Genomic DNA, 26,943 nt, shown 5'->3' on the forward strand with positions numbered 1-26,943 from the left:
GTACAACCCTCGGATCGTGCCTCGCCGATGAGGAGGTCGTGTGGCCGACAGCGAACAGCATCAGCAGCTCACCGTGGGTGTGGTGACCGAGTCACGCCCCGGGGAGCGCCGGGTGGCGATGGTGCCCAAACTGGTCGGGCGGCTCGCGCAACGCGGGTTGCGCGTCCTGGTCGAACCGGGTGCCGGGTCCCGTGCGCACCTGAGTGACGACGCGTACACCCAGGCGGGCGCCGAACTCGGCGACGCGTGGGGCGCCGACATCGTCGTGAAGGTGAACGCGCCCGCGCCGGAAGAGGTCGCGAAGCTGGCCCGGGGCACCGTCCTCGTCGGCTTCCTCGACCCGCGCGGCAACCCGGAGGGGCTCGCGAAGCTCGAAGAAGCGGGCTTGCGGGCGTTCGCGATGGAGGCGGTCCCACGGATCTCCCGGGCCCAGGCGATGGACGCGCTGTCGTCGCAGGCCAGCATCGGCGGCTACCGCGCCGTGCTGCTCGCGGCGCAGAAGCTCCCGCGCTTCTTCCCGATGCTCACCACCGCGGCGGGCACCGTGCCGCCGGCGAAGGTGCTGGTGCTCGGCGCCGGTGTCGCCGGCCTGCAGGCACTGGCCACGGCGAAGCGGCTCGGCGCGCAGACCACCGGCTACGACGTCCGGCCCGAGGTCGGCGAGCAGGTCAAGTCGCTCGGCGCGCAGTTCCTGGACCTCGGCATCGAGGCGGTCGGCGAAGGCGGGTACGCCCGCGAGCTGACGCCGGAGGAGCGCGAGGAGCAGCAGCGGCGGCTCACCGAGGCGATCACGAGGTTCGACGTCGTGATCACCACGGCGCTGGTGCCGGGCCGCAAGGCTCCGACGCTGGTCACCGCGGACGCCGTCAAGGGCATGCCGGCCGGGTCGGTCGTGGTCGACCTCGCCGGCGAGACCGGTGGCAACTGCGAGCTGACCAAGCCGGGCGAGGACGTCGTGGAGCACGACGTCACCATCTCGTCCCCGCTGAACCTGCCCGCAGAAATGCCTTCGCACGCGAGCGAGCTGTACGCGCGCAACGTCACCGAGCTGCTGGAGCTGCTCGTGACGAAGGAAGGCGCGCTGGAGCTGAACTTCGAAGACGAGATCGTCGCCGGTGCCTGCGTGGCCGGGCGCGAAGGGAGCGCGACGTGAGCCCACTCGTACAGAACTTGGCGGTGCTGGTGCTCGCCGGGTTCGTCGGCTTCGCCGTCATTTCCAAGGTGCCCAACACCCTGCACACCCCGCTGATGTCCGGCACCAACGCCATCCACGGCATCGTGCTGCTGGGCGGGCTGGTCGTGCTCGGCCTCGGCGTCGACGGCGTCTTCAACAAGATCCTGCTGGTGATCGCCATCGCCTTCGGCACGATCAACGTCGTCGGCGGGTTCCTGGTCACCGACCGGATGCTGTCGATGTTCAAGGGCAAGAAGCCTGCTCCCGCCGAGGAGGAGGACAAGTGACCGACTTCGTCGCGATCCTCTACATCGTCGCGTTCGCCCTCTTCATCTACGGCCTGATGGGCCTGACCGGTCCGCGCACGGCGGTCCGCGGCAACTGGATCGCCGCGGTCGGCATGGGCATCGCCGTCATCGCCACCCTGCTCACCCCGGGCATGGGCAACTGGCTGCTCATCGTCCTCGGCGTCGCGATCGGCGCGGTGGTCGGCGTCCCGTCGGCGCGCAAGGTCAAGATGACCGCGATGCCGCAGATGGTGGCGCTGTTCAACGGCGTCGGCGGCGGCGCGGTCGCGCTCATCGCGTGGGTCGAGTTCAACTCCACCGACGGTTACGCGCACGAACCGACGTACATCGCTATCGCGTCGCTGTTCGCCGCGATCATCGGGTCGATCTCCTTCTGGGGCTCGAACGTCGCGTTCGGCAAGCTCCAGGAGCTGATCAGCGGCCGCCCGATCACCATGGGCAAGCTGCAGCAGCCGGTCAACGCTCTGCTCCTGCTGATCGCGCTCGCGTGCGCGGTGGGCATCATCGCCGGCGGCGACTCGTGGCTGCTGATCGTCGGGCTGCTCGTCGCGGCCGGCATCCTCGGCCTCACCGTCGTGCTGCCGATCGGCGGCGCGGACATGCCGGTCGTCATCTCGCTGCTCAACGCGTTCACCGGGCTCTCGGCCGCGGCGATGGGCCTGGCACTCGACAACACGGCGCTGATCGTGGCCGGCATGATCGTCGGTGCGTCCGGCTCGATCCTGACCAACCTGATGGCCAAGGCGATGAACCGGTCCATCCCGGCGATCGTCGCGGGCGGCTTCGGCGGCGGACCGGCGGTAGCGGCCGGCGGGGGCACGAAGGAAGCCCGTCCGGTGCGCGCGACCAGCGCCGCCGACACCGCGATCCAGATGGCGTACGCCAGCAAGGTCGTCGTGGTGCCCGGCTACGGCATGGCCGTGGCGCAGGCGCAGCACACCGTCCGCGAGATGGCGAAGCTGCTGGAGAAGAAGGGCATCACGGTCGCCTACGCGATCCACCCGGTGGCCGGCCGGATGCCCGGGCACATGAACGTGCTGCTCGCCGAGGCCGACGTGCCCTACGAGCAGCTCAAGGAGATGGACGAGATCAACTCCGAGTTCGCCCAGACCGATGTCGCGCTGGTGATCGGCGCGAACGACGTCACGAACCCGGCCGCCCAGACCGACCCGAGCTCGCCGATCTACGGGATGCCGATCCTCAAGGTCAACGAGAGCCGGTCCGTGATCGTCCTGAAACGCGGGATGGCCTCCGGCTTCGCCGGGATCGACAACGACCTGTTCTACGATCCGAAGACCAGCATGCTCTTCGGGGACGCCAAGTCGTCGGTGGGCGAGATCGTGGAGGAACTCAAAGCGCTATGACGACCGGGTCGGACGTCCGTGCCGCGTTCACGGATCCGGCCGAGAACCTGGCGTTCGACGAAGCGCTCATCCGGGTTGCGCCCGAGTCACCGGTGCTGTGGCTCTGGCGCAACCCGGTCTGCGTCGTGGTGGGGCGCGGCCAGCGGATCGCGCGCGAAGTGCAGGTCGAGGCGTGCGCCCGTGACGGCGTCCCGGTGCTGCGGCGGGCCAGCGGCGGCGGCACCGTGTTCCACGACCCGGGCAACCTGAACGTGACGCTGGTCCTGCCCGGGCCCACCGACCGGCCCCTGGAGACGCTCGGCAAGGTGATGAGCGCCGCCGTCGACCAGCTCGGGCTGGTACCGCGGATCGGCGACCGCGGCCTGTTCGTCGAGGACGCGAAGCTCTGCGGGTTCGCCGTGTTCCGCACCAAGACCGGGCTGCTGGCCCACTCGACGCTGCTGGTCGAGACGTCGGCCGCGCTGGTCGGCCGCTACCTGACGAGCGCGCCGGCGGACCCGCGGCCGCTCGACTCCCACCGCAGCCCGGTGGCGTCGCTGGCCGAGCACGGGCTGCGCCCCGGCTTCCCCTCGGTCGAGGCGGCGGTGCGGGCGGCGGCGTCGCAGATCCTCGGGACACTGGTACCGCGCCCGCCGTCGGCGGCTGAGCTGGCTCGGCAGCGGGCGCTGCTGCACACGCGGTACCGGTACCCCTCCTGGCACGCGGACGGCTCCCAGCGCGCGGCCTGAAAAGCCGTGAAGGCCTCCTTACCGGCTCTTATAGCCGGCAAGGAGGCCTTCACGGACGTCTACTGTGGACTTACTTTTCGGCCGCCGAGAAGGTGACGCCCGGCACCTTCCGCGCCGTCGCGCGCGTGGTCTTCCTGGGCGCCGCCTTGCCGCCGCGCGTCGTCTTGGCCGGTTCGGCCTTCGCCGCGGTCTTCGGAGTCGCCTTCGGGGCCGCCTTGGTGGTCTTGGCGGGGGTGGCCGCCTTCGCCGTGGCGCGACGGCCGGCGACCGGCTTCGCCGCCTTCGGGGCCGCCTTCGCCCGGGGCCGCTTCGCGCCCGGGACGATCCGCGGCCGGCGCTTGCGGCCGCCGGTGCGACGGCCCGCGTCGGCGTAGCGCTGCAGCAGCTCGCGCAGGGCGTCGGCGTTGACGAAGGAGAGGTCGATGTCGTAGTCGATGCCGTCGATCCCGAACCCGACGGTTTCCGCGGCGGGCTCGCCGGTGAGATCATCCAGGACCCGCACAGCCGTGTTCTTGGCCACGACAAACCTCCCGTGCTCGAACGTGGTGGTCGCGCGCACCGGGGCCGACGGCACCGGGCCGCCGATGTCTTGCAGCTTCGAAGACGAGGATAACCGCTGGCTTGCGCGAACCCGCGTGGTGGTGTGCGCTGAACCCATGTCTGGACAGACTTTTGACGTAGTGGTGATCGGCGCGGGTCCGGTGGGGGAGGTGGCCGCCGAACGAGCGGCCCGCGGAGGCCTCAAGGTCGCCCTCGTCGAGCACGAGCGCTTCGGCGGCGAGTGCTCCTACTGGGCGTGCATCCCGAGCAAGGCGTTGCTGCGGCCGGGAAACCTCCTCGCCGCGGCGAAGCGCATCCCCGGCGTGCCGGTCGGCGACCGCGTCGACCCCGCGGCGGTGTTCGCGCGGCGTGACTGGTTCACCGGCAAGGGCGACGACTCGGGGCAGGTCGAGTGGGCCCGCGGCGTCGGCATCGAGCCGATCCGCGGGCACGGGGAGATCACCGGTGAGCGGGAAGTGACCCTCGACGGCGACCGCGTGCTGACCGCGCGCCACGCGGTGATCGTGTGCACCGGCAGCGTGCCGAGCAGGCCGTCGATCCCGGGGCTCGACACGATCCGGCCGTGGGGTTCGCGGGAGGCGACGTCGGCGGAGTCCGTGCCGCGCCGGCTGGGCGTCCTCGGCGGCGGCGTGGTCGGCGTCGAGATGGCGCAGGCGTTCGCGTCGCTCGGCTCGGAGGTGCACCTGGTGATCACCGGCGAGCGGCCGCTGCCGCGCAACGCCGCGTTCGCCGGCGACCTCGTGCTGCACGGGCTGCGCGAAGCCGGCGTGTACGTCCACACGGAGTCGGGGGTCGAGCGGGTCGTCGCGGGCGAGTCCGGCACCGAGCTGACGCTGAAGGACGGCGAGGTGGTCGTCGTCGACGAGTTCCTGGTGGCGACCGGGCGCCGGCCCGCGACCGCCGGGCTCGGCCTCGAGGCGTTCGGCGTCGAGGCCGGCCACGCGCTGGAGGTCGACGACACCGGCCGGGCGTCCGCAGTGGACGGTGGCTGGCTGTACGCGGCGGGCGACGTCACCGGCCGCGCCCCGCTGACCCACCAGGGCAAGTACGGCGCCCGCGCCGCCGGCGACACCGTGGCGGCGCTGGCCGCGGGCAAGCCGGTGTCTTCGGAGCCGTGGAGCCCGTTCACCGCGACGGCCGACCACCACGCGGTGCCGCAGGTGGTGTTCACCGACCCGGAGGTCGCGGCCGTCGGCCTGGCGGACGCCCGTCCGGGCTCGGCCGACCGGGTCGTCGACATCGACATCGCGGTGGCGGGCTCGTCGCTGCACGCCGACGGCTACACCGGCAAGGCCCGGATCGTCGTCGACACCGAGCGGAACGTCCTGCTCGGCGTGACGTTCGTGGGCCAGGACGTCTCGGAGCTGATCCACTCGGCGACGGTCGCGATCGTCGGCGAGGTGCCGCTCGACCGGCTGTGGCACGCGGTGCCGTCGTTCCCGACGATCAGCGAGGTGTGGCTGCGGCTGCTGGAGGCCTACGGGCTCTAGTCACCAAGCGGGCGCAGTCACTGGGCGGGCAGGTCCAGGGCGGCGTTCGCGGCCCTGGCCAGGCCGGGATCGTCCGGAGTGGACGGTCCCGGCGCCCAGACCGCCTGCACGACCCGCACGGACGTGCCTTCGACCCGCGAGGTGTAGGCGGCGTTCTCGAACCGCGGCGCCGGGGTGGCGCCCCACTTGCCGGTCTCGGAGGCGAGGTCGAGGATCCCGCCCCCGCCGGGCGTGTCGGCGACGGCCTTGAACGCGCCGGCCTGCGCGGCATCGGGGAACTCGACGATCCCGACGGTGACGGCGGCGCCCCGGCCGTCGACGGTGGCGGCGTAGGACGCGCGCCGGACGCCGGAGCAGCTGGTCTGCTGCAGGCTGGCCTGGGCGTCCCCGAAGGCGTGGGAGGCGCAGCGCTGGTCGCGGTCGGCGGCGCGGAGGGCGAATTGGAGGCTCTGCGCGGGGGCGGCGCTGCTCGAGGGCGGCGGCTGGGTCGCGGGAGTGGGCGGCCCGGTGGGCGCGGCATCGGGGTCATCGCCGGAGGTGGCGACGGCAATGGCGGCGACGACCAGGGCAACGAGCAGGCCGATGGCGCCCAAGGGCAGCCAGCGGACGGTCTTCGAGCTCGGGGCGGGTTCGCTGGGAGCCGGCCGCGGGGTGGGGAAGGGGCGCGGTTCGGGTGGCAGGGTGATCTGGCTGAGAGTGACGGCCTGGGGCGCGCTCGGCTTTCGCGCGGGTGTGGTGGGGAAGCTGAGGTTTTCGGTTCGCTCGGTGTCGGCCGCGGGTTCATGATCACCCGACTGGGGGGAACCGGGGGACTGCGGCGGTGTGGCGCCGGGGAACAGCGGGAGAACCGAGGGGGCTGCGGGAGACGGGAGTACTTCGGTGCGCTCGGAGTCCGCGGAAAGAGCCGGCTCATCCGGATCCGCTTCCGTTGCGGACTGGGCGGCTTGCGATCCGGCGGACTCCTGGTCTGCGGCAGGGGTGGGCGCGGGTTCGACAGCCCCCGGGTCGGTGGCAGGGGTGTGCTCGGGTTCGGCGGACTCCGGATCTGTGGCGGGGGTGGGCGCGGGTTCGGCAGGTTCCGGGTCCGCGGCGGGGATGTGGGCGGGGCTGGCGGACTCCGGGTCCGCTGCAGGGGCGGGCGCGGGTTCGGCAGGTTCCGGTTCGGTGGCAGGTATGGGCGTGAGGTCAGCGGACTCCGGGCCCACGGCAGGGGAGGAAGCCGGTTCGGCGGACCCCGGATCTGCCGCGGGAGTGGGCGCGGGTTCGGCGGGCTCCGAGTCCTCGGCAGGGATGGGCGCAGGTTCGGTGGACTTCGAATCCTCGGCGGGGGCGCGCACAGGCTCGATCCCGGCCGAAACCGGAGCTTTGGTCTGCCACCCAGCTCTGACCACCGCAGCGGAACCCGATTCGGCCGCGGGTGAACCAGGCGTGGGTGAAGTCGGCCCGGCGGAGCCGGCCGTAGCCGATTCGGCTGCCGGTGAACTCGGCCCTGCGCCCGAACCGGCCGCGCCTGAGCCGACCGCGGGTGAACCCGGCCCTGCGGAGTCAACCGTGGGTGAACCCGGCCCGGCTGAGCCGACCGCCGGCGAGTCCGCTGCAGGCGAACTCGAACTTGCCGCGGGTGAACCCGGTCCGGCTGTGCCTGAACCAGCACCGTCCGAAGTGGGCTCAGTCGAACTGGAGCCCACCGCAGCAGCCGCACCTGCTGGACCAGCCGCACCAGCCGCACCGGCCGCAGCCGAGCCCGAAGTCGCCGTTCCCACCTGGCTGGGCACCGACGGTCCACTGTCCCAAAGGGACTCCGGCGGCGAATCGTCCGTGAACCGGCTGAATCCTTCGCCCACCAGCACCTCGTCCGAAAACTCCGGTGCCTCCGGTGCCAACCCCCGGATCAACGCCCGTACCTGCTCCACCGACCGGGGCCGGTGCGCCGTCGCCAGCGATACCGTCGCCGCGAGCATCGTCGTCGGTGTCGGGTGCAGGACCCGGACCGGGCCCGCCAGGTCTCCGGCCGGCTGGTCGACCGTCTCCACGTACGGTCCTACCGCGACGATCGTCCCCACCGGGCCCGTGCCCGGTACCAGCGAAGCGATCCGCTGCTCGCACGCCTGGGAAACGTCCAAGGCATCCGTCGCCGGGTTGATCGCGTCGTCGTCGGCGATCAGCGGCCACCCGTCGGCCTTCCACGGGCCCCCCAGCGGGGCTTCCAGGCGCAGCGCCGGGTCCGGGAGGTCCACGCCGATCACGATGATCACGCCGTGGGGCAGCAGGACTACCGCCTCGATCGGGCGCTCGGTCACCGAACCGACGCCCACCAGCGCGATCCCGCCGATGACGGTGCTGCCACGACCGAGGGACGCCAGCGCCGCCCGGACGTCGTCGGCCACCCGGGACTGCTGCCGCTCCAGGCGCACCAGTCGCACCGAAACCCCTCCCTGCTCGTCGTTCCGGGTCATCACGCTAGCGCGCGTGGTGGTATCCATCGTGCGACACGGGGACGACGCGGCCACGAGCCCACCGAAAGTGGTGCCCTGGGTGACTTGTGGTGTTCGTGTGGCCAAACAGCACGGTTGGGGTGCAGAATGTGCTTCAACGCATCGGAGGCGGCATTCGGGAGCCGCGCTGAGGCCGCGCTGTAGCTCGAAGTAGGGCGTAGGGGAAGACGTCCCTCGTCGAGCAACAAGCGGAGGTAGCAGTGAGCACCCGTGGCAGCACCCGAGGTGTGGTGTACGTCCACTCGTCGCCGTCTGCGGTGTGTCCGCACGTCGAGTGGGCCATTTCGGGCACCCTGGGTGCCCGCGTTGACCTGAAGTGGACGGCGCAGCCGGCCAGTCCGGGTCAGCTTCGCGCCGAGTGCGGCTGGCGCGCGCCCGCGGGCAGCGGCGCCAGACTGGCGTCCGCCCTCAAGGCGTGGCCGATGATTCGGTTCGAAGTCACCGAAGAGCCCAGCGCGGGCCTCGACGGCGAACGGTTCTGCTTCGCGCCCGGCCTCGGCCTGTGGCACGGGCGGACCAGCGCCAACGGGGACATCGTGGTGGGCGAAGACCAGCTGCGCGCCCTCGTCGCCATGACCCGCGGTGGTGAGTCCCTCGCGCACAAGCTCGACGAACTCCTGGCCGCGAGCTGGGACGAGGCGCTCGAGCCCTACCGTCACGCCGGCGACGGCGCGCCGGTGACCTGGCTGCACCAGGTCGGCTAGCCGCGGGACGGGGGCCGGTACGCTCGTCGGCGTGACCACCCCCGCCCCCAGCTCCCGCCAGCGCTGGCTGGTGCCCGTCGTGGCCGTGGTGCTCTCCGTCACCGTGGGCGGCGGCCTGCTCGCGCGCGAGATCTACCGCCGCCCCGACCAGCCCGCCGACGAGACCGCCGTCTCGACCTCCGCGCCGTCCTCGGCCAGCAGCGGAGCGCCGGCCGCGGCGGGCGTCGTCCTGATGACCGAAGACGCGCACGCGCACCCGCAGGCCGACGCCGTGCGGGAGCTGCTGCACAAGTACTTCGAGGCCATCAACAACAAGGACTACCAGCAGTGGCTCACGACCGTGAGCAGCGATCGGGCCGCCCAGCAGCCGCCGGCCGCGTGGAAGGCGGGCGTGAAGTCCACAACGGACACCGACGCGCTGGTCTACCGCATCGAGCGCGGCGCCAGCGCGTCGCTTCGGGTCTTGGTCGGCTTCACCAGCGTGCAGCAGAAGGTCGACGCCCCGGACTTCTTCAAGGAGCCCTGCATCAAGTGGCGCCTCGTCCTGCCGGTGATCGCCGAGCGGGGCGGGCTGAGGATCGACACCGTCGACAACGGACCGCCGCCCGAGCACGATAAATGCTGAAAAAGGGGCCCGGCCGAAGCCGGGCCCCTTTTTTCGTCGTGCTCAGCCGTCTGCCCGGGCTCAGACCGCCGGGGTGAACAGCAGCGCGGTGTTGTGCCCGCCGAAGCCGAACGAGTTGCTGATCGCCGCGGTCAGCTCGACCTTGCGCGCCTCGCCCGACACGACGTCCAGCTGCACCCGCGGGTCCAGGTCCGTCAGGTTCATCGTGGCCGGCACGATGCCGTGGTACAGCGACAGGATCGTGATGATCCCCTCGACCGCACCGGCCCCGCCGACCAGGTGACCCATCGAACCCTTCGGCGCCGTCACGATCGCGTGGTCGCCGACCGCCTTGCGGATGGCCGCCGCCTCGCCGATGTCACCGACCACAGTGGACGTCGCGTGGGCGTTCACGTGCCCGACGTCCGCGGCGGTCACACCGGCCATCTTCATCGCCGCGCGCATCGCGGCGATCTGGCCGATGCCCTCGGGGTGGTTGCCCGTGATGTGGTAGGCGTCCGAGGTGATGCCGTGCCCGGCGATGGTCGCGTAGATGCGCGCTCCGCGGGCCTTCGCCTGGTCCGCGCGCTCCAGGATGACCACGCCGGCGCCCTCGCCGAGAACGAAGCCGTCGCGGCTCGCGTCGAACGGCCGCGACGCGCTGCCGGGGTCGTCGTTGCGCGTGGACACCGTACGGGCCTGGGCGAACCCGGCCAGCGTGATCGGGTGGATGCACGCTTCGGCGCCACCGGCGACCACGACGTCGGCGCGGCCGGAGCGGATCATCTCCACCCCGCTCGCGATGCCCTCGGCGCCGGAAGCGCAGGCCGAGGCCGGGGAGTGCACCCCGGCCCGCGCCTTCAGGTCGATGCCGACGTGCGCGGCCGGGCCGTTCGGCATCAGCATCGGCACGGTCAGCGGCGACACCTTGCGGAGACCCTGCTGGTGCAACAGATCGTTCTGGGTGAGCAGGGTGACCGGGCCGCCGACGCCGGTGCCGATCGACACGCCGAGGCGGTCGGGGTCGACGTCGGTGTGCTCGTCCGTCGGTTCCGCGTACCCGGCGTCGGCCCACGCCTGGCGGGCGGCGATCAGTGCGACCTGCTCGCAGCGGTCCAGCCGGCGGGCCTGCACCCGCGGGAGGACCTCCGAGGGATCGACGGCCAGCATGCCGCCGATCTTGACCGGCAGCTGCAGCTCCTCGACCCAGTCGGCCTCGATCGCCCGGATCCCGCTCCGCCCGGCCAGCAGACCGTCCCAGGTGGACGTCACGTCCCCGCCGAGCGGTGTGGTGGCGCCGAGACCGGTGATCACGACGTCGTGGTTGCTCATGGGAGTCTCCTCAAGGAGGGAAGAGGACTTACTTCGAGTTGGCCGACACGTAGTTCACCGCGTCGCCCACGGTCTTCAGGTTGGCCAGCTCGTCGTCCGGGATCTTGACGCCGAACTTGTCCTCGGCCTGCACGGCGATCTCGACCATCGACAGCGAGTCGATGTCCAGGTCGTCCACGAACGACTTCTCGGCGGTGACGTCGTCCTGAGCCACACCGGCCACCTCTTCGACGATCTCGGCGAGGCCGGCGAGGATCTCAGCGTTGTCAGCCATGGGGTAGTTCCCTTCTCGGTGTTTCTTTGGGTCTTCTTTGAGAATTTCAGTGCCCTCGGGCGAGTGCCCGCGGGGAGCGTAACGGTGATCAGGGGCAGACGAACGCCTGCCCGGCGTAGGACAGGCCCGCGCCGAACCCGACCGCCAGCACCACGTCGCCGGGCTTCGCCGTCCCAGCCTTGCGCATGTGGTCCAGCGCGAGGGGGATGGACGCCGACGAGGTGTTGCCGGAGTACTTGATGTCGTCGGCGACGACCATGTCGTCGCGGGCGCCGTTGGCCCGCAGCTTCTTCGCGATCGCCTCGACGATGCGCAGGTTCGCCTGGTGCGGGATCAGCACGTCCACATCGGACGGCTTGAGCCCGGCGACCTCCAGCGCGCGCATGGCGATCGGCGCGATCTGGGTCGTCGCCCACCGGAAGACCGACTGGCCCTCCTGGTAGATGAACTTGTCCTCGGTCATCCCGATCAGGTCGACGAGGTCGCCGGCGCTGCCCCAGGAGACCGGGCCGATCAGCGGCTCGTCGGACGCGCCGACGACCGCGGCACCCGCGCCGTCGGCGAAGATGATCGCGTTCGCCCGGTCGATCGGGTTCACCGAGTCGGTGAGCTTCTCCGCGCCGATGACGAGGACCTTCTGGGCGGAGCCGCCCCGGATCAGGTCGGAGGCGACGCCGAGGCCGTAGCAGAACCCGGCGCACGCGGCGTTGAGGTCGAACGCGCCGGGGCTCGGGATGCCGATCCGCGCGGCCACCTGGGCGGCGGCGTTCGGGATCAGCGTCGGCATGGTGCAGTTCGGCAGGATCACCGTGTCCACTTCGGACGGGTCGACGCCGGCGTCGGCCAGCGCGGCGGTGCCCGCGGCGACGGCGAAGTCGGTGAGCGACTCGTCCTTCTCCGCGAACCGGCGCTCGATGATCCCGACGCGGTCGCGGATCCACTGGTCGTTGGTGTCCATGATCTGCGAAAGGTCGTCGTTGGTGACGATCTTGTCCGGCTGCGCGCTGCCGATGCCCAGCACGCGGCTGCCGCGGGAGCCGGGGTTGAGGCTCAGGGCGGGTCGATCGGTCACGAGGCGTCCTCCTGGCGCAGCGCGGCCAGCTCGGCCGGCGTCTTCAGCGCGGTGGTAGTGGTGACGACGCCCTTGAGCTGCCGCTTGACCAGGCCGGTCAGCGTGCCCGCGGGCGCGAGTTCGACGGTGCGGGTGACGCCGAGGGAGACCAGGCCGTCCATCGTCAGGTCCCAGCGGACGGACCGGGTGACCTGCGCGACGAGGCGGTCGAGGTACTCGGCCCCGCTGGTGACGACCGCGCCGTCCGCGTTGGACAGCAGCGGGCGGACCGGGTCGGCCGGGGCCAGCTCGGCGGCGTGGGCGCGCAACGCCTCTTCGGCGGGCGCCATGTACTGCGTGTGGAACGCGCCGGCGACCTTGAGGGCGCGGATCTTCGTGCCTTCGAGGGGTTCGGCGACGATCTTCGCGATGGCGTCGGCGGCACCGGAGGCGACGATCTGCCCCGCTCCGTTGCGGTTCGCCGCGGTCAGGCCCTGCTCTTCGAGCCACGCGACGACCTGCTCGGGGTCCCCGAGCATGACCGCGGCCATCGACGTCGGTTCCAGCGCGCACGCCTTCGCCATCTCGGCACCCCGGACGGCGGCGAGCGCGACGGCGTCTTCGGGCTTCAGCACCCCGGCGATCGCGGCGGCCGCGAGCTCGCCGACGGAGTGCCCGGCGACGGGCGCGTCCGCGGGGACCGGCGCGGTGGCCTGGAGGTGTTCGAAGGTGAGCAGCGACAGCGCGACGATCAGCGGCTGCGCGACCGCGGTGTCCTGGATCTCGTCGGCGTCCGCCTCGGTGCCGAGGCGGAGCAGGTCGAGCCCCGCGCGCTCGGACCACAGCGCGACGCGCTCGCGAGCGCCGTCGAGGTCGAGCCAGGGCGTGAACATGCCGGGGGCCTGGGACCCCTGACCGGGAGCGAGGACTGCTGCTGTCACCCTTCAAGACAACACGGCGAGGGGTGTTTCCCGGGATGCCGACGGGGACAGTGTCTGTGCGGCGTCTTTGTCGGAAACCTACAAAGACGCGCCGGAGAAGCTCGCGCGTAACCCGGAAGCCTTGTCGGGTTCAATCACCTTTCGCTGTTAAGTCCATCACGTGACGCCCGTCTCGGGAAGGATGCCGGACGACTCACCAGAGGCCGCGGGCCCTCGCCAGCCGGCCCACGGTCAGCGCGATCCGCAGCACCAGCGCGTCCCGCGGGTCGGTCGGCTGGCACCCCGTCAGGTCCGCCGCCTTGCGCAGCCGGTAGCGGACCGTGTTCGGGTGGACGAACAGCGTCTTCGCGCACGTCTCCAGCACCCCGCCGCTCTCGAGGTACGCCTCCACCGTGCGCTGCAGCGTCGGACCCGCCTCTTCCAACGGCCGCGCGATCGTGTCCACCAGCAGGCGCTCGGCCTCCGCGTCGCCCGACAGCGCGCGCTCCGGGAGCAGGTCCGCCGAACGGACCGGCCTGGGTGCGCTCGGCCAGCCGACCACCGCCCGCAGTCCCGACAGCGCCTCTGTCGCGCTGTGGTGCGCCTCCGCCAGCGACGGCACCGTCGGGCCCGCCACCACCGGGCCGTCGGCGAACGCCACCGACATCCGGGCGAGGATCTCCCGCTCCTTCACGCCGCCCTCGGTCGGGCCGCCGACCACGACCACGAGCCGGGAGCCCTGGACCGACAGGAGCACCGGGCGGCCGACGCGGGCCGCGCGGCTGCGGACCTCGAACACCACCGTCGGCGGGTCCTCCGACGGCGGGTTGCCCACCAGGACCGTCGCAGCCGCGGACGGCTCCCAGCCCAGCGCCGTCGCACGCGAAAGCACCGACTCCTCCGCGTCGCCGCGGACGATCCCGTCGACGACCAGCGCCTCCAGGCGAGCGTCCCACGCGCCGCGAGCCTCCGCCGCCGCCGCGTAGGAGTTCGCCGCGGCGAACGCGATTTCCCGGCCGTAGCGCAGGATTCCTTCGATCAGGGCCGCCCGCTCCGCCTCGTTCGCGGCGAACTCCGGCAGCTGCTCCTCGAACACCTCGATGGCCAGGCGCACCATGCCGACCGCCTGCCGCAGGCTGACCCAGCGCGACAGCTCGGCCGGCGCGTCGCGGAACGCCTCGGTCGTCAGCTTCAGGGCCTCTTTCGAGTCCCGAAGCCAGTCGACGAAGCCCGCGGCGCCCGCCTGCGTGATCAGCAGGACGCTCGCGCGCTGGTCGGCGGGCAGCCGGGCGAACCAGGTCAGCCGCCGCTCCATCACCGCGATGCTCGCGCTCGCCAGGCTGCCGGACGCGTGCTCCAGCCGCCGAAGCGTCTTCGCGGAGAGTCCGTGGTGCTTCGGCACGCGGCGCGGGGCGGTGGTTCCATCCATGGCGGACGCGATCCTACGTGTCCGCAACTTTCGTGGCCCCCGGCGGCAACGCGGGGTGCTATGCGGTGCGTGTACGGACTGCCTAGGATCGCGAACGGGGGCAGCCAGTAATGAACGGGGGAACCGGAATGACCGGTTTAGAGATCGACAAGGTCTCCAAACGCTACGGCGACGTGGTCGCTTTGCGCGAAATGACATTCGAAGTCCGGCCGGGGGAGCTTTTCGGGTTCGTCGGCAGCAACGGCGCCGGCAAGACCACGACCATGCGGATCGCACTCGGCGTGCTTTCCGCCGACGGCGGCGAAGTCCGCTACGACGGCGAGCCGGTGACGCACGAAACGCGCCGCCACATCGGGTACATGCCCGAGGAACGCGGCCTCTACCCGAAAATGAAGGTGGCCGAACAGCTCACGTACCTCGCGCGGCTGCACGGCATGCCCGCCGCGGACGCGCGGGCGTCGGCGGAGAAGTGGACCGAACGGCTCGGCGTCGCCGGCCGCCGCGACGACGAGGTGCAGAAGCTCAGCCTCGGCAACCAGCAGCGCGTCCAGCTGGCCGCGGCGCTGGTGCACGAGCCGCGGATCCTGGTGCTCGACGAGCCGTTCTCCGGCCTCGACCCGGTCGCGGTCGACGTGATGAGCCAGGTGCTCAAGGAAAAGGCCGCCGAGGGCGTGCCGGTCGTGTTCTCCAGCCACCAGCTCGACCTGGTGGAGCGGCTCTGCGACCGGGTCGGGATCGTCCGGAGTGGACAGATGGTCGAGATCGGCACGGTCGGCGAGCTGCGCGCCGGTGGCGCCGTCCGGCTGCGGGTCGACGTGCCCGAAGCCGGCGACGGCTGGGCCGACGGCCTCGCCGGCGTGACGGTGCTCGGCCGGAAGGGCTCGGTGACCGAGCTCGAGCTGGGCGAGGGCGCCGACGACCAGGCCGTCCTCAAAGCCGCGCTGGCCACCGGGCCGGTGCGCGAGTTCGCCCGCGAACAGCCGTCGCTGGCCGATCTGTTCCGTTCCGTCGTCACGACCGAGGAGGTACCCGCATGAGCACCCCGGTCCCGGACGTGCGGATGAGCCCGGCGAGCGCGGTGGGGCTGGTCGCCTCCCGCGAGATCAGCACGCGAGTGAAGTCGAAGGCGTTCCGCGTCGCCACCGTGGTCATGCTGCTGCTGATCGTCGTCGGCATCCTGCTGATCAAGTTCCTCTCGGGCGGTGGCGGCGCCGACTCGACCGTCGGCTACACCCCGGCGACCGCCCCGTTCGCGGCGCCGCTGAAGGCCGGCGGCCAGGCGGTCGACGAGTCCATCGACGCCACCCAGGTCGCCGACGAGGCCACCGGACGCGCGAAGCTGGCCGACGGCTCGATCGACGCGTTGCTCACCGGTGACGGCAAGACCGTGCACGTCCAGGTGAAGAAGGACCTCGACGGCAAGCTCGCGAACGTCCTGCAGCTGCTGTCCCGTCAGGTCGCGCTCGATCAGCAGATCACCACGCTCGGCGGGAACCCCGCGCAGTTCCAGGCCGCCATCGCCTCGGCGAAGTTCATCGAGGACCCGCCGCTGGAGGAGCCGTACGACTACAACGGCCAGCAGTTGGTGCTGGGCATCGCCGCCGGCATCCTGATCTACCTCTCGCTGATGATCAACGGCCAGAGCGTGGCGCAGGGCGTCGTCGAGGAGAAGACGTCCCGGGTCGTGGAGCTGCTGCTGTCGACGATCAAGCCGTGGCAGCTGATGGCCGGGAAGGTGCTCGGCATCGGCGTGGTCGGGTTGATCCAGATGCTGGTGATCGGGGCCGGCGGGGTGATCACCGGCTTGGCGGCCGGGGTGCTCACCATTTCCGTTTCGGCGGCCGTCGGCACGGTCGTCTGGCTGATCGTGTGGTACCTGCTCGGGTTCTTCATGTACTCGATCGTGTTCGCCGCGCTGGGCGCGCTGGTTTCGCGCCAGGAAGATGTCGGCGGCGCGACGATGCCCGCGCTGATGTTCGTGATCGCCGGGTACGTCGTCGGCATTTCCGTGCTGCCGTCGGACCCGGGGAACACGTTCGTCGAGGTGCTTTCCGTGATCCCGGTGTTCTCGCCGACGCTGATGCCGATGCGGCTGGCGATGGGCGGCGTGCCGGTGTGGGAAGCCGTGTTGTCGGTGGGGCTCGTGGTGCTGATGATTCCGGGATTGATCTGGTTCGCCGCACGGATCTACCGGAACGCGGTCATGCGCAGTGGCGCGAAGGTGAAACTGCGCGACGCCCTGCGCGCCGCCTGAGGTTTCCGGCTGTTCGACCCGGCCCTCGAGTGCTCCGGCACCCGGGGGCCGGTTCTTTGTTGTCCCCTAAATGCTCGAGGCCGCCCGGCGCTCGCGGTTTACGCTGCGCCGGACGGCCTCGTCTCCCCGGTCCCCACCGGTAGAACCAGTATGGCCACCGGTGATCTTTCCGCGCCAGTCGTCTCACTCGATCGTGGGGCGCACGAGTTGCCGCCGCTGGGTACCTGATCAACGATCCGGTGCACAAAGCGGCACCACCCCGAATCGGCGGGTGGCGATTCGGACGCAAAACCCCTTGGAGGGAGTCGGTATGGGCCAGCAACTGAAGGACGGGCTCGGGCAGGCGTGGAACCTGGTGGCCACGTTCGTCCCGAAACTCGTCGGATTCCTGATCATCCTGCTGATCGGCTGGCTGATCGCGAAGGCGGTGTCGAAAGGGCTGAGCCTGGTCCTCGGAAAGGTCGGGTTCGGCAAGCTGATCGAGAAGACCGGCCTTTCCGGCAGCATCGGCCAGCAGAAGATCGACGCAACCGGAATCCTCGTGAAACTGGTCTACTACTTCATCCTGCTGATCGCGCTGCAGCTGGCGTTCGGGGTGTTCGGGCCGACGAACCCGGTGAGCCAGCTGCTCAACGACATCATCGCGTTCCTGCCGCGGATCGTGGTCGCGCTGGTGCTGATCGTGGTCGCCGCGGCCATCGCGAAGGTCGCGCGTGACGTCGTCTCCTCGGCGATGTCGGGCCGCCCGGCCGGCCGCTACCTGGCCACCGGCGCCTACTGGCTGATCATGGCGTTCGGCATCATCGCCGCGCTCGGCCAGGTGAACATCGCGACGGCCATCACCGGCCCGGTCCTGATCGCGGTGCTGGCGACGATCGGCGGCGTGATCGTGGTCGGTTTCGGCGGCGGCCTGATCAAGCCGGCGCAGGACCGCTGGCGCGGCTGGATCTCGAACATGGAGCACCAGCTGGAGACGCCGAAGCAGCGCACGGGCGAGATGGGCACGAGCGCGGCTCCCCGCGTCCCGGTCGGCGCCGACAACACCCCGACGCCGCCGGCCGGCACCCCGCGCCCCCAGGGCTGAGCGGGTTCGGTGCCGGAAGGGCCCGGCGGACGAGGAAGCCGCCGGGCCCTCCCCGCGTCCGCGAGAGGTCTTGAATGAGTCATTCAGGACCTCCGAAGACCTGAATGACTCATTCAAGACGTTCCGCCCGCCCGATACGCTGGGGCGATGGGGGTCGTGGCTGCGCTCTGGCGCTATCCGGTGAAGTCGATGGCGGGGGAGCGGCTGACCGAGGCGAGGCTCGGCGAGCGCGGCCTCGACGGCGACCGCCTCTACGCGGTCCGCGATCCCGGCGGCAAGTTCGGCAGCGGCAAGAACTCCCACCGGTTCCGGCGGATGCCCGGCCTGCACGCGTTCGCCGCGCGGTACGACGGCGACGTCCCGGTGGTGACCTTCCCGGACGGGCGCGTGCTCCGCGGTGACGCCGCGCAGGTGCACGCCGAGATCGCGGCCGCGCTGGGCTTCCCGGGCGTCGAGCTGGCGAAGGAAGCGGAGATCCCGCACCACGACGAAGCCGCCGTCCACCTGGTCACGACGTCGTCGCTGGCCTGGCTGGCCGAACGCGCGCCCGGCGTCGCGCTCGACGAGCGGCGGTTCCGGGCCAACCTCCTGCTCGACACCGGCTCGGCGCCGGACCTCGCCGAAGAGGCCTGGGTGGGGGAGCGCGTCCGGATCGGCGAGGTCGAGCTGGAGGTCCTCCGCAAGGCCGTCCGCTGCGTGATGGTCGGCCTGCCGGGCGACGGGCTGCCGGCCGCGCCCGGGCTGCTCAAGACGATCTCCGACACCAACAGCGTGACCTTCGGCGTGCAGACCCGCGTCGTCCGCGGCGGCACCATCCGCGTCGGCGACGGCGTCCATCCGGTGGGATGTTCCGCGGCTCACAGTCTCTAGGGAATTCACCCCCTCCGGAGCATGTTTGATGCGGTAGGACGAAAGGGGCGTCAGGTGGATTTCCTGCTGCACCACGGAATCACGGTGCTCGGTCAGTGGATCTCGATCGCGGAGCTCGCCGGGCAGGTGTTCGCGCTCGCCGTCGTGTTCCTCGCGCAGCGTCGCACCCTGTGGACGTGGCCCGTGCAGGTCGGCGCGACCGTGCTGCTCTTCGCCGTCTACGCCTCGGCCCACCTCGGCGGGCTCGCTTCCCGCCAGGTCGCCATCCTCGCCATCTCCGTCTACGGCTGGTGGGCCTGGACCCGCCACCAGGACCCGGTGTTCGGCGTCGTCGTCCGGCAGGGACGGCTCGTCGAACGGCTCGCCATGCTGGGCGCCTTCGTCGCCGGCACGACCGTGATGGCCCTGGTCCTCGACGCGCTGAACGCGTCCTGGGCGCCCTGGCCGGACGCCGCCATCTTCGTCGGCACCCTCGTCGCCTTCGGGGCGCAGGGCGCCGGGCTCGTCGAGTTCTGGCTGGTCTGGCTGGTCGTCGACGCGATCGGCGTGCCGCTGCAGATCTCGTCCGGGCTGTACTTCTCCGCCGCGATCTACATCGTCTTCGCCGGGCTCGTCGTGCACGGCTGGTGGAGCTGGAACCGCTCCGCGAAGCGCGTCGCCGCCCGTCAGGTCATGGCAGCATCCAGCTGAGCACCGGCGTGCTCTGCCCGAGCACGATCAGGCACATCACCAGCAGCAGCCCCAGGCTCCACGGCAGCACTTTCCGCAGCAGCCTGCCCTCTTCGCCGGGCAGGTTCGCCGCCACGCAGGCGATCGTGAGGTTCTGCGGGGAGACCATCTTGCCGAGGACGCCGCCGGAGCTGTTGGCCGCGGCCAGGAGGTCCGCGGCCAGGCCCGTCTTGTTCGCGGCCGTGACCTGGAGCGCGCCGAACAAAGCGTTCGCCGACGTGTCCGAGCCCGAGACGGCGACGCCGAACCAGCCCAGTACCGGGGACAGGAACGCCAAGCCGGCGCCGGCCGCCGCGATGAACGTGCCGATCGTCGTCGTCTGACCGGACAGGTTCATCACGTAGGCCAGCGCGAGCACCCCGCAGACGGTGAGGATCGCGAACCGGAGTTCCTTGACCGTCGCCAGCCATTCCTGCCAGGTGCCGCTCGCGGAGACGGCGAGGATCGCGGCCGTGATTATGCCGGCCAGGAGCACGAGCGTGCCGCCGGTGTTGAGGAAGGGCAGCGAGAACGTGTTGCCGGACACGGGTTTTCCGTTCGGGCCGATGACGTTCAGCCCGGGCCAATGGAACTTCCACGTCGCCTTGTCCAGGAGCTTCTTGATCGGCGGCAGCACGGCCAGGGAGAAGATGACGATGATCAGCGCGTACGGCAGGTAGGCCTTGACGACGTCGTTGCGGGAGTCCTCCGGCGGCGCTTCCTCGGTCGCCGTCCCGCCGGTCCCGATGCTGATCCGGACGGCTTCGGGCACCGGGCGGCGGGTCTGCGGCAGCGCGACCAGCGCGGCGGCGCCGGCGAGCGCGGCACCGATGTCGGCCAGCTGCGGCGACACGAAGTTGGACGCGAGGAACTGCACCAGCCCGAACGCGACCCCGCAGACCAGCGCGGGCAGCCAGGTGTCCTTCAGACCGCGCCTGCCGTCGACGATGATCACCAGGATCAGCGGCACGACCAGGGCCAGCAGCGGCGTCTGGCGGCCGACGATCGAGGAGACCTGCTGCAGCGGCAGCCCGGTGACCTGGGCCAGCGTGACGACCGGCGTGCCCATCGCGCCGAACGCGACCGGCGCGGTGTTCGCGACCAGCGCGACGACCGCGGCCTTGACCGGGTGGAACCCGACGGCCACCAGCATCACGGCGCTGATCGCGACCGGTGCGCCGAAGCCGGCGAGGGCCTCCATGAGCGCGCCGAAGCAGAAGGCGATGATCAGCGCCTGGATCCGCGGGTCGTCGGAGACCCGGCCGAACGAGCGGCGCAGGACGTCGAAGTGCCCGGTCCGCACGGTGAGCCGGTAGATCCACAGCGCGTTGACGACGATCCACATGATCGGCCACAGCCCGAACGCGGCGCCCTGCAGCGCGCCGGAGACGGCCTGGACGATCGGCATGCCGTAGGCGGCGATCCCGACGACGAGCGCGACGAGCAGCCCGATCAGGGCGGCGTGGTGCGCCCGCATCCGGACGACGCCGAGGAGCACGAGGACGGTGGCGAGGGGCAGCACGGCGACGAGCGCCGACAGGCCCAGCGAACCGAGGGGAGTCACGTCTTGCACGAACACGGGCGACCTCCGTTTTCCACGATGCGAAAACGGCCTTTCGGCGAGTGCCCGAGATCTTCGTCACAAACCGGTCGGTCCGTCAAGAAGTTGAGACCGGTTGGCCCAACGAGTCAGGCGGCAACACGTGACTCGCGTGACTGGGGACGTGACTCGCGTGATTGAAGCCGGAACTCGCGAGTTCCGGCCCCGATCACGCGAGATACGGGTCTGATCACGCGAGTTACGGCTTCGGCAGGACCGCGAGAGCCGTCTCGGCGATCGCGTGCAGCTCCGCCGGGCTCGAGCCGCCCTTGCCCAGGGCTTCGATGCCGCGGGTGACCGCCAGCAGCAGGCTCGCCAGCCGGGCCGGGTCGTGGCCCTCGGCGATGTCGCCCGCGCGCTGGGCCGCCGCGATGCAGCCGGTCAGCAGGTCGTGCAGTTCGGCGAACGCCCGGTGGGAGCGCGCGGCGATCGCTTCGTCGTGCTGCGCGCACTCGGCCGTGCTCTTCGCGATCAGGCACCCGCGCCGGTCGGTGTCGGCGGCGGTGTCCTCGGCGATCGCGCTGACGTGGTCGTGAAGTCGCTGGTAGGCGGTTTCGTCGGGGCCTTCGAGGAAGCGACGCGTCGCTTCGGTGGCCTCGGCGCAGTAGTCGTCGTAGACGCGCAGGAACAGCGCGTGCTTGTCCCCGAAGGCGCCGTAGAGGCTGCCCTTGCCGAGGCCGGTGGCTGCGGCGATGTCGTCGATCTTCGTGGCTGCGTACCCCGTCGCCCAGAACTGGTCCCGGGCTGCGTGCAGCACTGCGCGCTCGTCGAAGCTCCGGGGTCTCGCCATGTCCTCATCCTACCCATTCTTGACCATCTCGTCCAGAATGGCGTAGGTTCTGGACGGGACAGTCAAGAACTCGATCGAGGAGCATCGTGACCAGCACTCTGGAGAACAAGACGGCCGTCGTGACCGGCGGCGGCACCGGCATCGGGCTTGCCATCGCGAAGCGCTTCGTGGCCGAAGGCGCGCACGTCTTCATCACCGGCCGCCGCAAGGAGGTCCTCGACGACGCGGTCGCGGAGATCGGCGGATCGGTCCAGGCGATCCGCGCCGACTCCTCGGACCTCGCCGACCTCGACGCGGTCTACCGCGCCGTGGAAGAGCACGGGAAGGGCCTGGACGTGGTGGTGGCCAACTCGGGCAGCGGTGTCCTGGCCCCGCTCGGGGAGATCACCGAGGAACAGGTCGACGTCACGTTCGGCACCAACGTCAAGGGCGTGCTCTTCACCGTCCAGAAGGCCTTGCCGCTGCTGAACGACAACGCGTCGCTGATCATCACCGGCTCGACGACGTCGACGCGGGTGGCGCCGGGCATGAGCGTCTACGCGGCGACGAAGGCCGCCGTCCGCAACTTCGCGCGGACCTGGGCCCTCGACCTGAAGGGCAAGGGTGTGCGCGTCAACGTCCTGAGCCCGGGGCCGACGGTCACCCCGGGCATGCTCGGCCTGGTCGAGCCGGATGCCCAGCAGGCCTGGCTCGACGCGATGCGGGCGGATGTCCCGCTCGACCGCGTCGCCGACCCGTCGGAGATCGCGGCCGCCGCCCTGTTCCTGGCGTCGGCCGACGCCAGCTTCGTCAACGGTGTCGAGTTCTTCGTCGACGGCGGCCAGGCGCAGGTCTAACGCAGGGTCGCGTGCGAAGGCGTCAGGTCCTTCAGCGTCCGGACGCCCAGCAGCTGCATCGTGCGGACCATCTCGGTGCGCAGGATGTCGACGCACCGCTGCACGCCGCGCTCGCCGCCGGCCATCAGGCCGTACAGGAACGCGCGGCCGACCAGCACCGCGTCCGCGCCGCGGGCGATGGCCGCGACGATGTCGCCGCCCGACAGGATGCCCGTGTCGATCCACACCTCGGCGCCGCCCTGGAGCTCGTCCAGCACCGCCGGGAGCAGCTCCAGGGGCGTCGGGGCGCGGTCGAGCTGGCGGCCGCCGTGGTTGGACAGCAGGACGGCGTCCGCGCCGTGCTTCACGACGTCGCGGGCGTCGTCGACGTTCTGCACGCCCTTCACGACGAGCTTCCCGGGCCAGGTCCGGCGCACCCAGTCCAGGTCGTCGAAGTTCAGCGTGGGGTCGAACAGCTTGTTGAGCAGCTCGGCGACGGTGCCGTCGAAGTGGCTCAGCGATGCGAAGTTCAGGGGCTCGGTGGTGAGCAGGTTGAACCACCACGCCGGGTGGGTCGCGCCGTCGAGGAACGTCTTGAGCGTCAGCGCCGGCGGGATGGTCAGGCCGTTGCGGACGTCGCGCAGGCGCGCGCCGCCGACCGGGGTGTCCACGGTCAGCATCAGCGTGTCGTAGCCCGCCGCCCACGCGCGATTCATCAGATCTTCGCCCGCGCCGTGGTCGCGCCAGACGTAGAGCTGGAACCACTTGCGGGCCTGGGGCGCCGCCTCGGCGAGGTCCTCGATCGACGTCGTCGCCATCGTCGAGAGGCCCATCGGGATGCCGTTGCGCTGCGCCACCCGGCCGACGGCGGCCTCCCCCTCGTGGTTCATCATCCGCGTGAAACCCGTGGGGGCGAAGGCGAACGGCAGCGCCGACGTCTTGCCGAGGATCTCGCGGGTGGTGTCCACATCGGACACCCCGCGCAGCACGTTCGGGTGGAACTCGATCCGCCGATAGGCCTGGCGGGCGCGACGCAGGCTGTCTTCCAGCTCGGCCGCGCCGTCGGTGTAGTCGAACGCCGCCCGCGGGGTGCGCTTGCGGGCGATCATCCGCAGGTCGGCGATGGTGTGCGCGTTCGCCAGGCGCCGGTCGGTCGGGTTGAGCACGATCGGCTTGGGCCGCAGGAGCTGCTTCAGCTCGTCCGGCTTCGGCAGTCGGCGCTTCGTCACCTTCATCAACTCCCTGAGCGAGCGGGACCCGGCAGACATCCGATGTCTGCCGGGTCCCTTTCTAGCACTGTGCCTCTAACGCCAGATCACGCGCTACCGGAATCCGACGTCTGCGGCCCGGCGGCCGCGATGTCGTCGAGCCGGTACTTCGTGGCCGCTTCGAGGACCTTCGCCTGCTCGACCTCGCCGCGCTTGGCGAGGATCGACAGCGCGCCGACGGTGATCGACTCGGCGTCGACCAGGAACTTCCGCCGCGCCGCCGGCCGGGTGTCGGAGAATCCGAACCCGTCGGTGCCCAGCGTCAGCATGTCGGTCGGCACGTACGGACGGATCAGGTCCGGTACCGCGCGCATCCAGTCCGACACCGCCACGACCGGGCCGTTCGAGCCCAGCAGCGCTTCGGTGACGTACGGCACGCGCGGCTCGCTGCCCGGGTAGAGCAGGTTGTCGTGGTCGATCTCGACGGCTTCGCGCCGCAGCTCGGTCCACGACGTGGCCGACCAGACCGACGCCCGCACACCCCACTCCTCGGCCAGCATCTTCTGGGCCTTGAGCGCGTCCGGCATCGTGACGCCCGAGACGAGGACCTGCACCTCGGGACCGTCGCCCGAAGGCGCGTCCGAGTACTTGTACAGACCCTTCAGCAGGCCGTCGACGTCGAGGTTCTCCGGCTCGGCGGGCTGCTGGTACGGCTCGTTGTAGATCGTCATGTAGTAGAAGACGTTCTCGCCGTTGCCGTCCGGGCCGGTCTCGCCGTACATCCGGCGCAGGCCGTCCTTCACGATGTGCGCGATCTCGAACGACCACGCCGGGTCGTAGGCCACCGCGGCCGGGTTGGTCGCCGCCAGCAGCAGCGAGTGCCCGTCGGCGTGCTGCAGGCCCTCGCCGGTCAGCGTGGTGCGGCCGGCGGTCGCGCCGATGACGAACCCGCGGGCCATCTGGTCGGCGGCGGCGTAGAGGCCGTCACCGGTCCGCTGGAACCCGAACATCGAGTAGAAGATGTAGATCGGGATCATCGGCTCGCCGTGCGTCGCGTACGACGTGCCGACGGCGGTGAACGACGCGGTCGAGCCCGCCTCGTTGATGCCCTCGTGCAGCAGCTGGCCCTTCTCGGACTCCTTGTAGGCCAGCATCAGGCTCGCGTCGACCGACGTGTACGTCTGGCCGTGCGGGTTGTAGATCTTGGCCGTCGGGAACATCGAGTCGAGGCCGAAGGTGCGGGCCTCGTCCGGGATGATCGGGACGACGCGCTTGCCGATCTCGGAGTCCTTCGCCAGCTCGCGGACCAGCCGGACGAACGCCATCGTCGTGGCGACCTCCTGCTTGCCGGAGCCCTTCCGGATGCCCTCGTAGACCTTGTCGCCGGGCAGGACGAGCGCCTTCGCCGCCTTCGGGCGGCGTTCCGGCAGGAAGCCGCCGAGCGCCTTGCGCCGGCCGATCAGGTACTCGATCTCGGGCGAGTTCGCGCCCGGGTGGTAGTACGGCGGCAGCTTCGGGTCGCGCTCCAGCTCCTCGTCGCTGATCGGGATCCGCTGCGAGTCGCGGAACAGCTTCAGGTCGTCGAGGGTGAGCTTCTTCATCTGGTGCGTGGCGTTGCGGCCCTCGAACGCCGGGCCCAGGCCGTAGCCCTTGATGGTGTGGGCCAGGATCACCGTCGGCTGGCCGTGGTGCTCCAGCGCCGACTTGTAGGCCGCGTACACCTTGCGGTAGTCGTGGCCGCCGCGCTTGAGGTTCCAGATGTCGGCGTCGGAGAGGTCCTTGACCATGTCCTTCGTCCGCGGGTCGCGGCCGAAGAAGTGCTCGCGGACGAAGGCGCCGTCGTTGGCCTTGTACGTCTGGTAGTCGCCGTCCGGCGTCACGTTCATCAGGTTGACCAGGGCGCCGTCGCGGTCGGCGTGCAGCAGCGAGTCCCACTCGCGGCCCCAGATGACCTTGATGACGTTCCAGCCGGCGCCGCGGAAGTACGACTCCAGCTCCTGGATGATCTTGCCGTTGCCGCGCACCGGGCCGTCGAGCCGCTGCAGGTTGCAGTTGATCACGAAGGTCAGGTTGTCGAGGCCTTCGCCGGCCGCGACGTGGATCAGGCCGCGCGACTCCGCCTCGTCCATCTCGCCGTCGCCGAGGAACGCCCAGACGTGCTGGTCGCCGGTGTCCTTGATGCCGCGGTCGCGCAGGTAGCGGTTGAACCGCGCCTGGTAGATGGCGTTCATCGGGCCGAGGCCCATCGACACCGTCGGGTTCTCCCAGAACTCCGGCATCAGCCGCGGGTGCGGGTACGACGGCAGGCCGCCGCCCTCACCGGCGTGCGAGTACTCCTGGCGGAAGCCGTCGAGCTGCTGCTCGGACAGCCGGCCCTCGAGGAACGCGCGGGCGTAGACGCCGGGGGAGGCGTGGCCCTGGATGTAGATCTGGTCGCCGCCGCCGGAGTGGTCCTTGCCGCGGAAGAAGTGGTTGAACCCGACTTCGTACAGCGCGGCGGACGAGGCGTAGGTCGAGATGTGACCGCCGACACCGACGCCGGGGCGCTGCGCGCGGTGGACCATGATCGCGGCGTTCCACCGGATGTAGGCCCGGTAGCGGCGCTCGATCTCCTCGTCACCGGGGAACCAGGGTTCGTTCTCGGTGGGGATGGTGTTGACGTAGTCCGTCGAGGTCAGCGCGGGGACGCCCACGTTGCGTTCGCGAGCGCGCTCCAGGATGCGCAGCATCAGGTACCGAGCCCGCTGCTGACCTCCCCTGGCCAGCGCCTCGTCGAACGAGTCCAGCCACTCGGCGGTCTCCTCCGGGTCGATGTCGGGCAGGTGCGCCGCCAATCCGTCACGGATGACGCGTACGCGTGCCGGGGTCTCCTTGCCGGAGGCGCCGTCGTTCTGCGGGGCCAAGGGGTCTCCTTGCGAAAAGTTGCAGCCGGTGGTGCTCGTACTCGGGGGTGTACGACTCTCCATCGTCGTCTTCCGTCCCGGCTTCCGCACCGCTACTCAGCGGTAACATCGGCCGACCCGGTCGAGCCACTCCCCGCGCGCGGTGTATCGCGCGCGCGTTTTCTTCCTCCCCACCCTAGGGGACGCCCCCCGAAGGGGTGGCAGACCGGTGCCGGGAGGCACCCGAAACGCCGTCGCGCGAGGCCGGTGGCGGGCCGTATCCTGCGACACGAGTTGT

At 70.9% G+C, this 26,943-nt stretch carries 24 protein-coding genes; 13 read left to right on the forward strand and 11 right to left on the reverse strand.

Translation table 11 applies throughout. The annotated features are described in order from the left end of the window. Positions 1-40 precede the first annotated feature (40 nt). The 4 genes from AB0M59_RS43455 to AB0M59_RS43470 are packed head-to-tail and all read left to right on the forward strand — an operon-like array spanning position 41 to position 3,574. On the forward strand, positions 41-1,153 hold the full coding sequence (locus AB0M59_RS43455; protein WP_364627498.1) for a Re/Si-specific NAD(P)(+) transhydrogenase subunit alpha: 1,113 nt from the start codon (positions 41-43) through the stop codon (positions 1,151-1,153). Then, positions 1,150-1,461 carry an NAD(P) transhydrogenase subunit alpha gene (locus tag AB0M59_RS43460; RefSeq protein ID WP_364627500.1) on the forward strand — a complete coding sequence of 104 codons (312 nt, stop codon included), beginning with the start codon at positions 1,150-1,152 and terminating at the stop codon, positions 1,459-1,461. Before AB0M59_RS43455 ends, AB0M59_RS43460 begins: the two co-directional genes overlap by 4 nt. Beyond that, complete coding sequence (locus AB0M59_RS43465; RefSeq protein ID WP_364627501.1) at positions 1,458-2,846, forward strand: NAD(P)(+) transhydrogenase (Re/Si-specific) subunit beta; 1,389 nt, start codon at positions 1,458-1,460, stop codon at positions 2,844-2,846. The genes AB0M59_RS43460 and AB0M59_RS43465 overlap by 4 nt, the downstream gene beginning before the upstream one ends. Further along, on the forward strand, positions 2,843-3,574 hold the full coding sequence (locus tag AB0M59_RS43470; protein WP_364627503.1) for a lipoate--protein ligase family protein: 732 nt from the start codon (positions 2,843-2,845) through the stop codon (positions 3,572-3,574). Before AB0M59_RS43465 ends, AB0M59_RS43470 begins: the two co-directional genes overlap by 4 nt. A 70-nt stretch (positions 3,575-3,644) precedes the next feature. Here AB0M59_RS43470 and AB0M59_RS43475 read toward each other — a convergent pair whose 3' ends face one another. Next, positions 3,645-4,094, reverse strand: coding sequence for a histone-like nucleoid-structuring protein Lsr2 (locus AB0M59_RS43475; protein WP_364627504.1), 450 nt, complete (start codon positions 4,092-4,094; stop codon positions 3,645-3,647). 136 nt (positions 4,095-4,230) lie between these two features. On the opposite strand from AB0M59_RS43475, the gene AB0M59_RS43480 reads away from it, so the two are divergent. Further along, positions 4,231-5,625: an NAD(P)/FAD-dependent oxidoreductase gene (locus AB0M59_RS43480; RefSeq protein WP_364627506.1), complete on the forward strand. Its 1,395-nt coding sequence runs from the start codon at positions 4,231-4,233 to the stop codon at positions 5,623-5,625. Between the two features lie 17 nt (positions 5,626-5,642). Here the strand turns inward: AB0M59_RS43480 and AB0M59_RS43485 are convergent, their stop codons facing one another. Then, positions 5,643-8,048 carry a hypothetical protein gene (locus AB0M59_RS43485; protein WP_364627508.1) on the reverse strand — a complete coding sequence of 802 codons (2,406 nt, stop codon included), beginning with the start codon at positions 8,046-8,048 and terminating at the stop codon, positions 5,643-5,645. 272 nt (positions 8,049-8,320) lie between these two features. Here AB0M59_RS43485 and AB0M59_RS43490 point away from each other — a divergent pair, with 272 nt between their 5' ends. After that, positions 8,321-8,824: a DUF3145 domain-containing protein gene (locus AB0M59_RS43490; RefSeq protein WP_364627510.1), complete on the forward strand. Its 504-nt coding sequence runs from the start codon at positions 8,321-8,323 to the stop codon at positions 8,822-8,824. Between the two features lie 31 nt (positions 8,825-8,855). Then, positions 8,856-9,449, forward strand: coding sequence for a hypothetical protein (locus tag AB0M59_RS43495; RefSeq protein WP_364627512.1), 594 nt, complete (start codon positions 8,856-8,858; stop codon positions 9,447-9,449). A gap of 60 nt (positions 9,450-9,509) precedes the next feature. Here AB0M59_RS43495 and AB0M59_RS43500 read toward each other — a convergent pair whose 3' ends face one another. From AB0M59_RS43500 to AB0M59_RS43520, 5 genes are all read right to left on the reverse strand, one after another. Further along, positions 9,510-10,760, reverse strand: coding sequence for a beta-ketoacyl-[acyl-carrier-protein] synthase family protein (locus AB0M59_RS43500; protein ID WP_364627514.1), 1,251 nt, complete (start codon positions 10,758-10,760; stop codon positions 9,510-9,512). 28 nt (positions 10,761-10,788) lie between these two features. Next, entirely contained in the window at positions 10,789-11,034 is a 246-nt protein-coding gene (locus tag AB0M59_RS43505) for an acyl carrier protein (protein WP_004559006.1), read from the reverse strand. 88 nt (positions 11,035-11,122) lie between these two features. Beyond that, positions 11,123-12,106, reverse strand: coding sequence for a beta-ketoacyl-ACP synthase III (locus tag AB0M59_RS43510; RefSeq protein ID WP_364627516.1), 984 nt, complete (start codon positions 12,104-12,106; stop codon positions 11,123-11,125). Then, positions 12,103-13,026, reverse strand: a complete 924-nt coding sequence (locus tag AB0M59_RS43515) for an ACP S-malonyltransferase (protein WP_364627518.1) — start codon at positions 13,024-13,026, stop codon at positions 12,103-12,105. The genes AB0M59_RS43510 and AB0M59_RS43515 overlap by 4 nt, the downstream gene beginning before the upstream one ends. A 193-nt stretch (positions 13,027-13,219) precedes the next feature. After that, on the reverse strand, positions 13,220-14,434 hold the full coding sequence (locus tag AB0M59_RS43520; RefSeq protein ID WP_364627520.1) for a helix-turn-helix domain-containing protein: 1,215 nt from the start codon (positions 14,432-14,434) through the stop codon (positions 13,220-13,222). A gap of 128 nt (positions 14,435-14,562) precedes the next feature. Between AB0M59_RS43520 and AB0M59_RS43525 the strand changes: the two genes are divergently transcribed. From AB0M59_RS43525 to AB0M59_RS43545, 5 genes are all read left to right on the forward strand, one after another. Next, complete coding sequence (locus AB0M59_RS43525; RefSeq protein ID WP_364627521.1) at positions 14,563-15,471, forward strand: ATP-binding cassette domain-containing protein; 909 nt, start codon at positions 14,563-14,565, stop codon at positions 15,469-15,471. After that, positions 15,468-16,688: an ABC transporter permease gene (locus tag AB0M59_RS43530; RefSeq protein WP_364627523.1), complete on the forward strand. Its 1,221-nt coding sequence runs from the start codon at positions 15,468-15,470 to the stop codon at positions 16,686-16,688. The genes AB0M59_RS43525 and AB0M59_RS43530 overlap by 4 nt, the downstream gene beginning before the upstream one ends. Positions 16,689-16,998: 310 nt before the next feature. After that, on the forward strand, positions 16,999-17,772 hold the full coding sequence (locus AB0M59_RS43535; protein ID WP_364627524.1) for a hypothetical protein: 774 nt from the start codon (positions 16,999-17,001) through the stop codon (positions 17,770-17,772). Between the two features lie 147 nt (positions 17,773-17,919). Beyond that, complete coding sequence (locus tag AB0M59_RS43540; protein WP_364627525.1) at positions 17,920-18,642, forward strand: MOSC domain-containing protein; 723 nt, start codon at positions 17,920-17,922, stop codon at positions 18,640-18,642. Positions 18,643-18,696: 54 nt separating this feature from the next. Continuing rightward, entirely contained in the window at positions 18,697-19,332 is a 636-nt protein-coding gene (locus AB0M59_RS43545; protein ID WP_364627526.1) for a nicotinamide mononucleotide transporter family protein, read from the forward strand. Here the strand turns inward: AB0M59_RS43545 and AB0M59_RS43550 are convergent. Both AB0M59_RS43550 and AB0M59_RS43555 read right to left on the reverse strand, forming a co-directional pair. After that, the gene (locus AB0M59_RS43550; RefSeq protein ID WP_364627527.1) at positions 19,313-20,929 is read right to left on the reverse strand and encodes an L-lactate permease; all 1,617 of its coding nucleotides are present in this window, start codon (positions 20,927-20,929) and stop codon (positions 19,313-19,315) included. The two genes, AB0M59_RS43545 and AB0M59_RS43550, sit on opposite strands and share 20 nt — an antisense overlap. 220 nt (positions 20,930-21,149) lie before the next feature. Further along, on the reverse strand, positions 21,150-21,740 hold the full coding sequence (locus AB0M59_RS43555) for a TetR/AcrR family transcriptional regulator (protein ID WP_364627529.1): 591 nt from the start codon (positions 21,738-21,740) through the stop codon (positions 21,150-21,152). An 86-nt stretch (positions 21,741-21,826) separates the two neighbouring features. On the opposite strand from AB0M59_RS43555, the gene AB0M59_RS43560 reads away from it, so the two are divergent. Next, positions 21,827-22,576: an SDR family oxidoreductase gene (locus AB0M59_RS43560; RefSeq protein ID WP_364627530.1), complete on the forward strand. Its 750-nt coding sequence runs from the start codon at positions 21,827-21,829 to the stop codon at positions 22,574-22,576. Here the strand turns inward: AB0M59_RS43560 and AB0M59_RS43565 are convergent. Both AB0M59_RS43565 and aceE read right to left on the reverse strand, forming a co-directional pair. Further along, the gene (locus AB0M59_RS43565) at positions 22,573-23,784 is read right to left on the reverse strand and encodes an alpha-hydroxy acid oxidase (protein ID WP_364627532.1); all 1,212 of its coding nucleotides are present in this window, start codon (positions 23,782-23,784) and stop codon (positions 22,573-22,575) included. The two genes, AB0M59_RS43560 and AB0M59_RS43565, sit on opposite strands and share 4 nt — an antisense overlap. An 86-nt stretch (positions 23,785-23,870) precedes the next feature. Continuing rightward, on the reverse strand, positions 23,871-26,666 hold the full coding sequence (aceE, locus tag AB0M59_RS43570) for a pyruvate dehydrogenase (acetyl-transferring), homodimeric type (protein ID WP_364627534.1): 2,796 nt from the start codon (positions 26,664-26,666) through the stop codon (positions 23,871-23,873). Between the last annotated feature and the right edge of the window lie 277 nt (positions 26,667-26,943).

Source organism: Amycolatopsis sp. NPDC051371, assembly GCF_040682155.1.
Classification (GTDB): Bacteria; Actinomycetota; Actinomycetes; order Mycobacteriales; family Pseudonocardiaceae; genus Amycolatopsis.

Bases quoted from the DNA above. Each gene is read 5' to 3' on its own strand.
- AB0M59_RS43470 (WP_364627503.1), top strand. From the start codon at position 2,843: ATGACGACCGGGTCGGACGTCCGTGCCGCGTTCACGGATCCGGCCGAG.
- AB0M59_RS43480 (WP_364627506.1), top strand. From the start codon at position 4,231: ATGTCTGGACAGACTTTTGACGTAGTGGTGATCGGCGCGGGTCCGGTG.
- AB0M59_RS43500 (WP_364627514.1), bottom strand. From the start codon at position 10,760: ATGAGCAACCACGACGTCGTGATCACCGGTCTCGGCGCCACCACACCG.
- AB0M59_RS43505 (WP_004559006.1), bottom strand. From the start codon at position 11,034: ATGGCTGACAACGCTGAGATCCTCGCCGGCCTCGCCGAGATCGTCGAA.
- AB0M59_RS43520 (WP_364627520.1), bottom strand. From the start codon at position 14,434: ATGGATGGAACCACCGCCCCGCGCCGCGTGCCGAAGCACCACGGACTC.
- AB0M59_RS43525 (WP_364627521.1), top strand. From the start codon at position 14,563: ATGACCGGTTTAGAGATCGACAAGGTCTCCAAACGCTACGGCGACGTG.
- AB0M59_RS43530 (WP_364627523.1), top strand. From the start codon at position 15,468: ATGAGCACCCCGGTCCCGGACGTGCGGATGAGCCCGGCGAGCGCGGTG.
- AB0M59_RS43535 (WP_364627524.1), top strand. From the start codon at position 16,999: ATGGGCCAGCAACTGAAGGACGGGCTCGGGCAGGCGTGGAACCTGGTG.
- AB0M59_RS43540 (WP_364627525.1), top strand. From the start codon at position 17,920: ATGGGGGTCGTGGCTGCGCTCTGGCGCTATCCGGTGAAGTCGATGGCG.
- AB0M59_RS43555 (WP_364627529.1), bottom strand. From the start codon at position 21,740: ATGGCGAGACCCCGGAGCTTCGACGAGCGCGCAGTGCTGCACGCAGCC.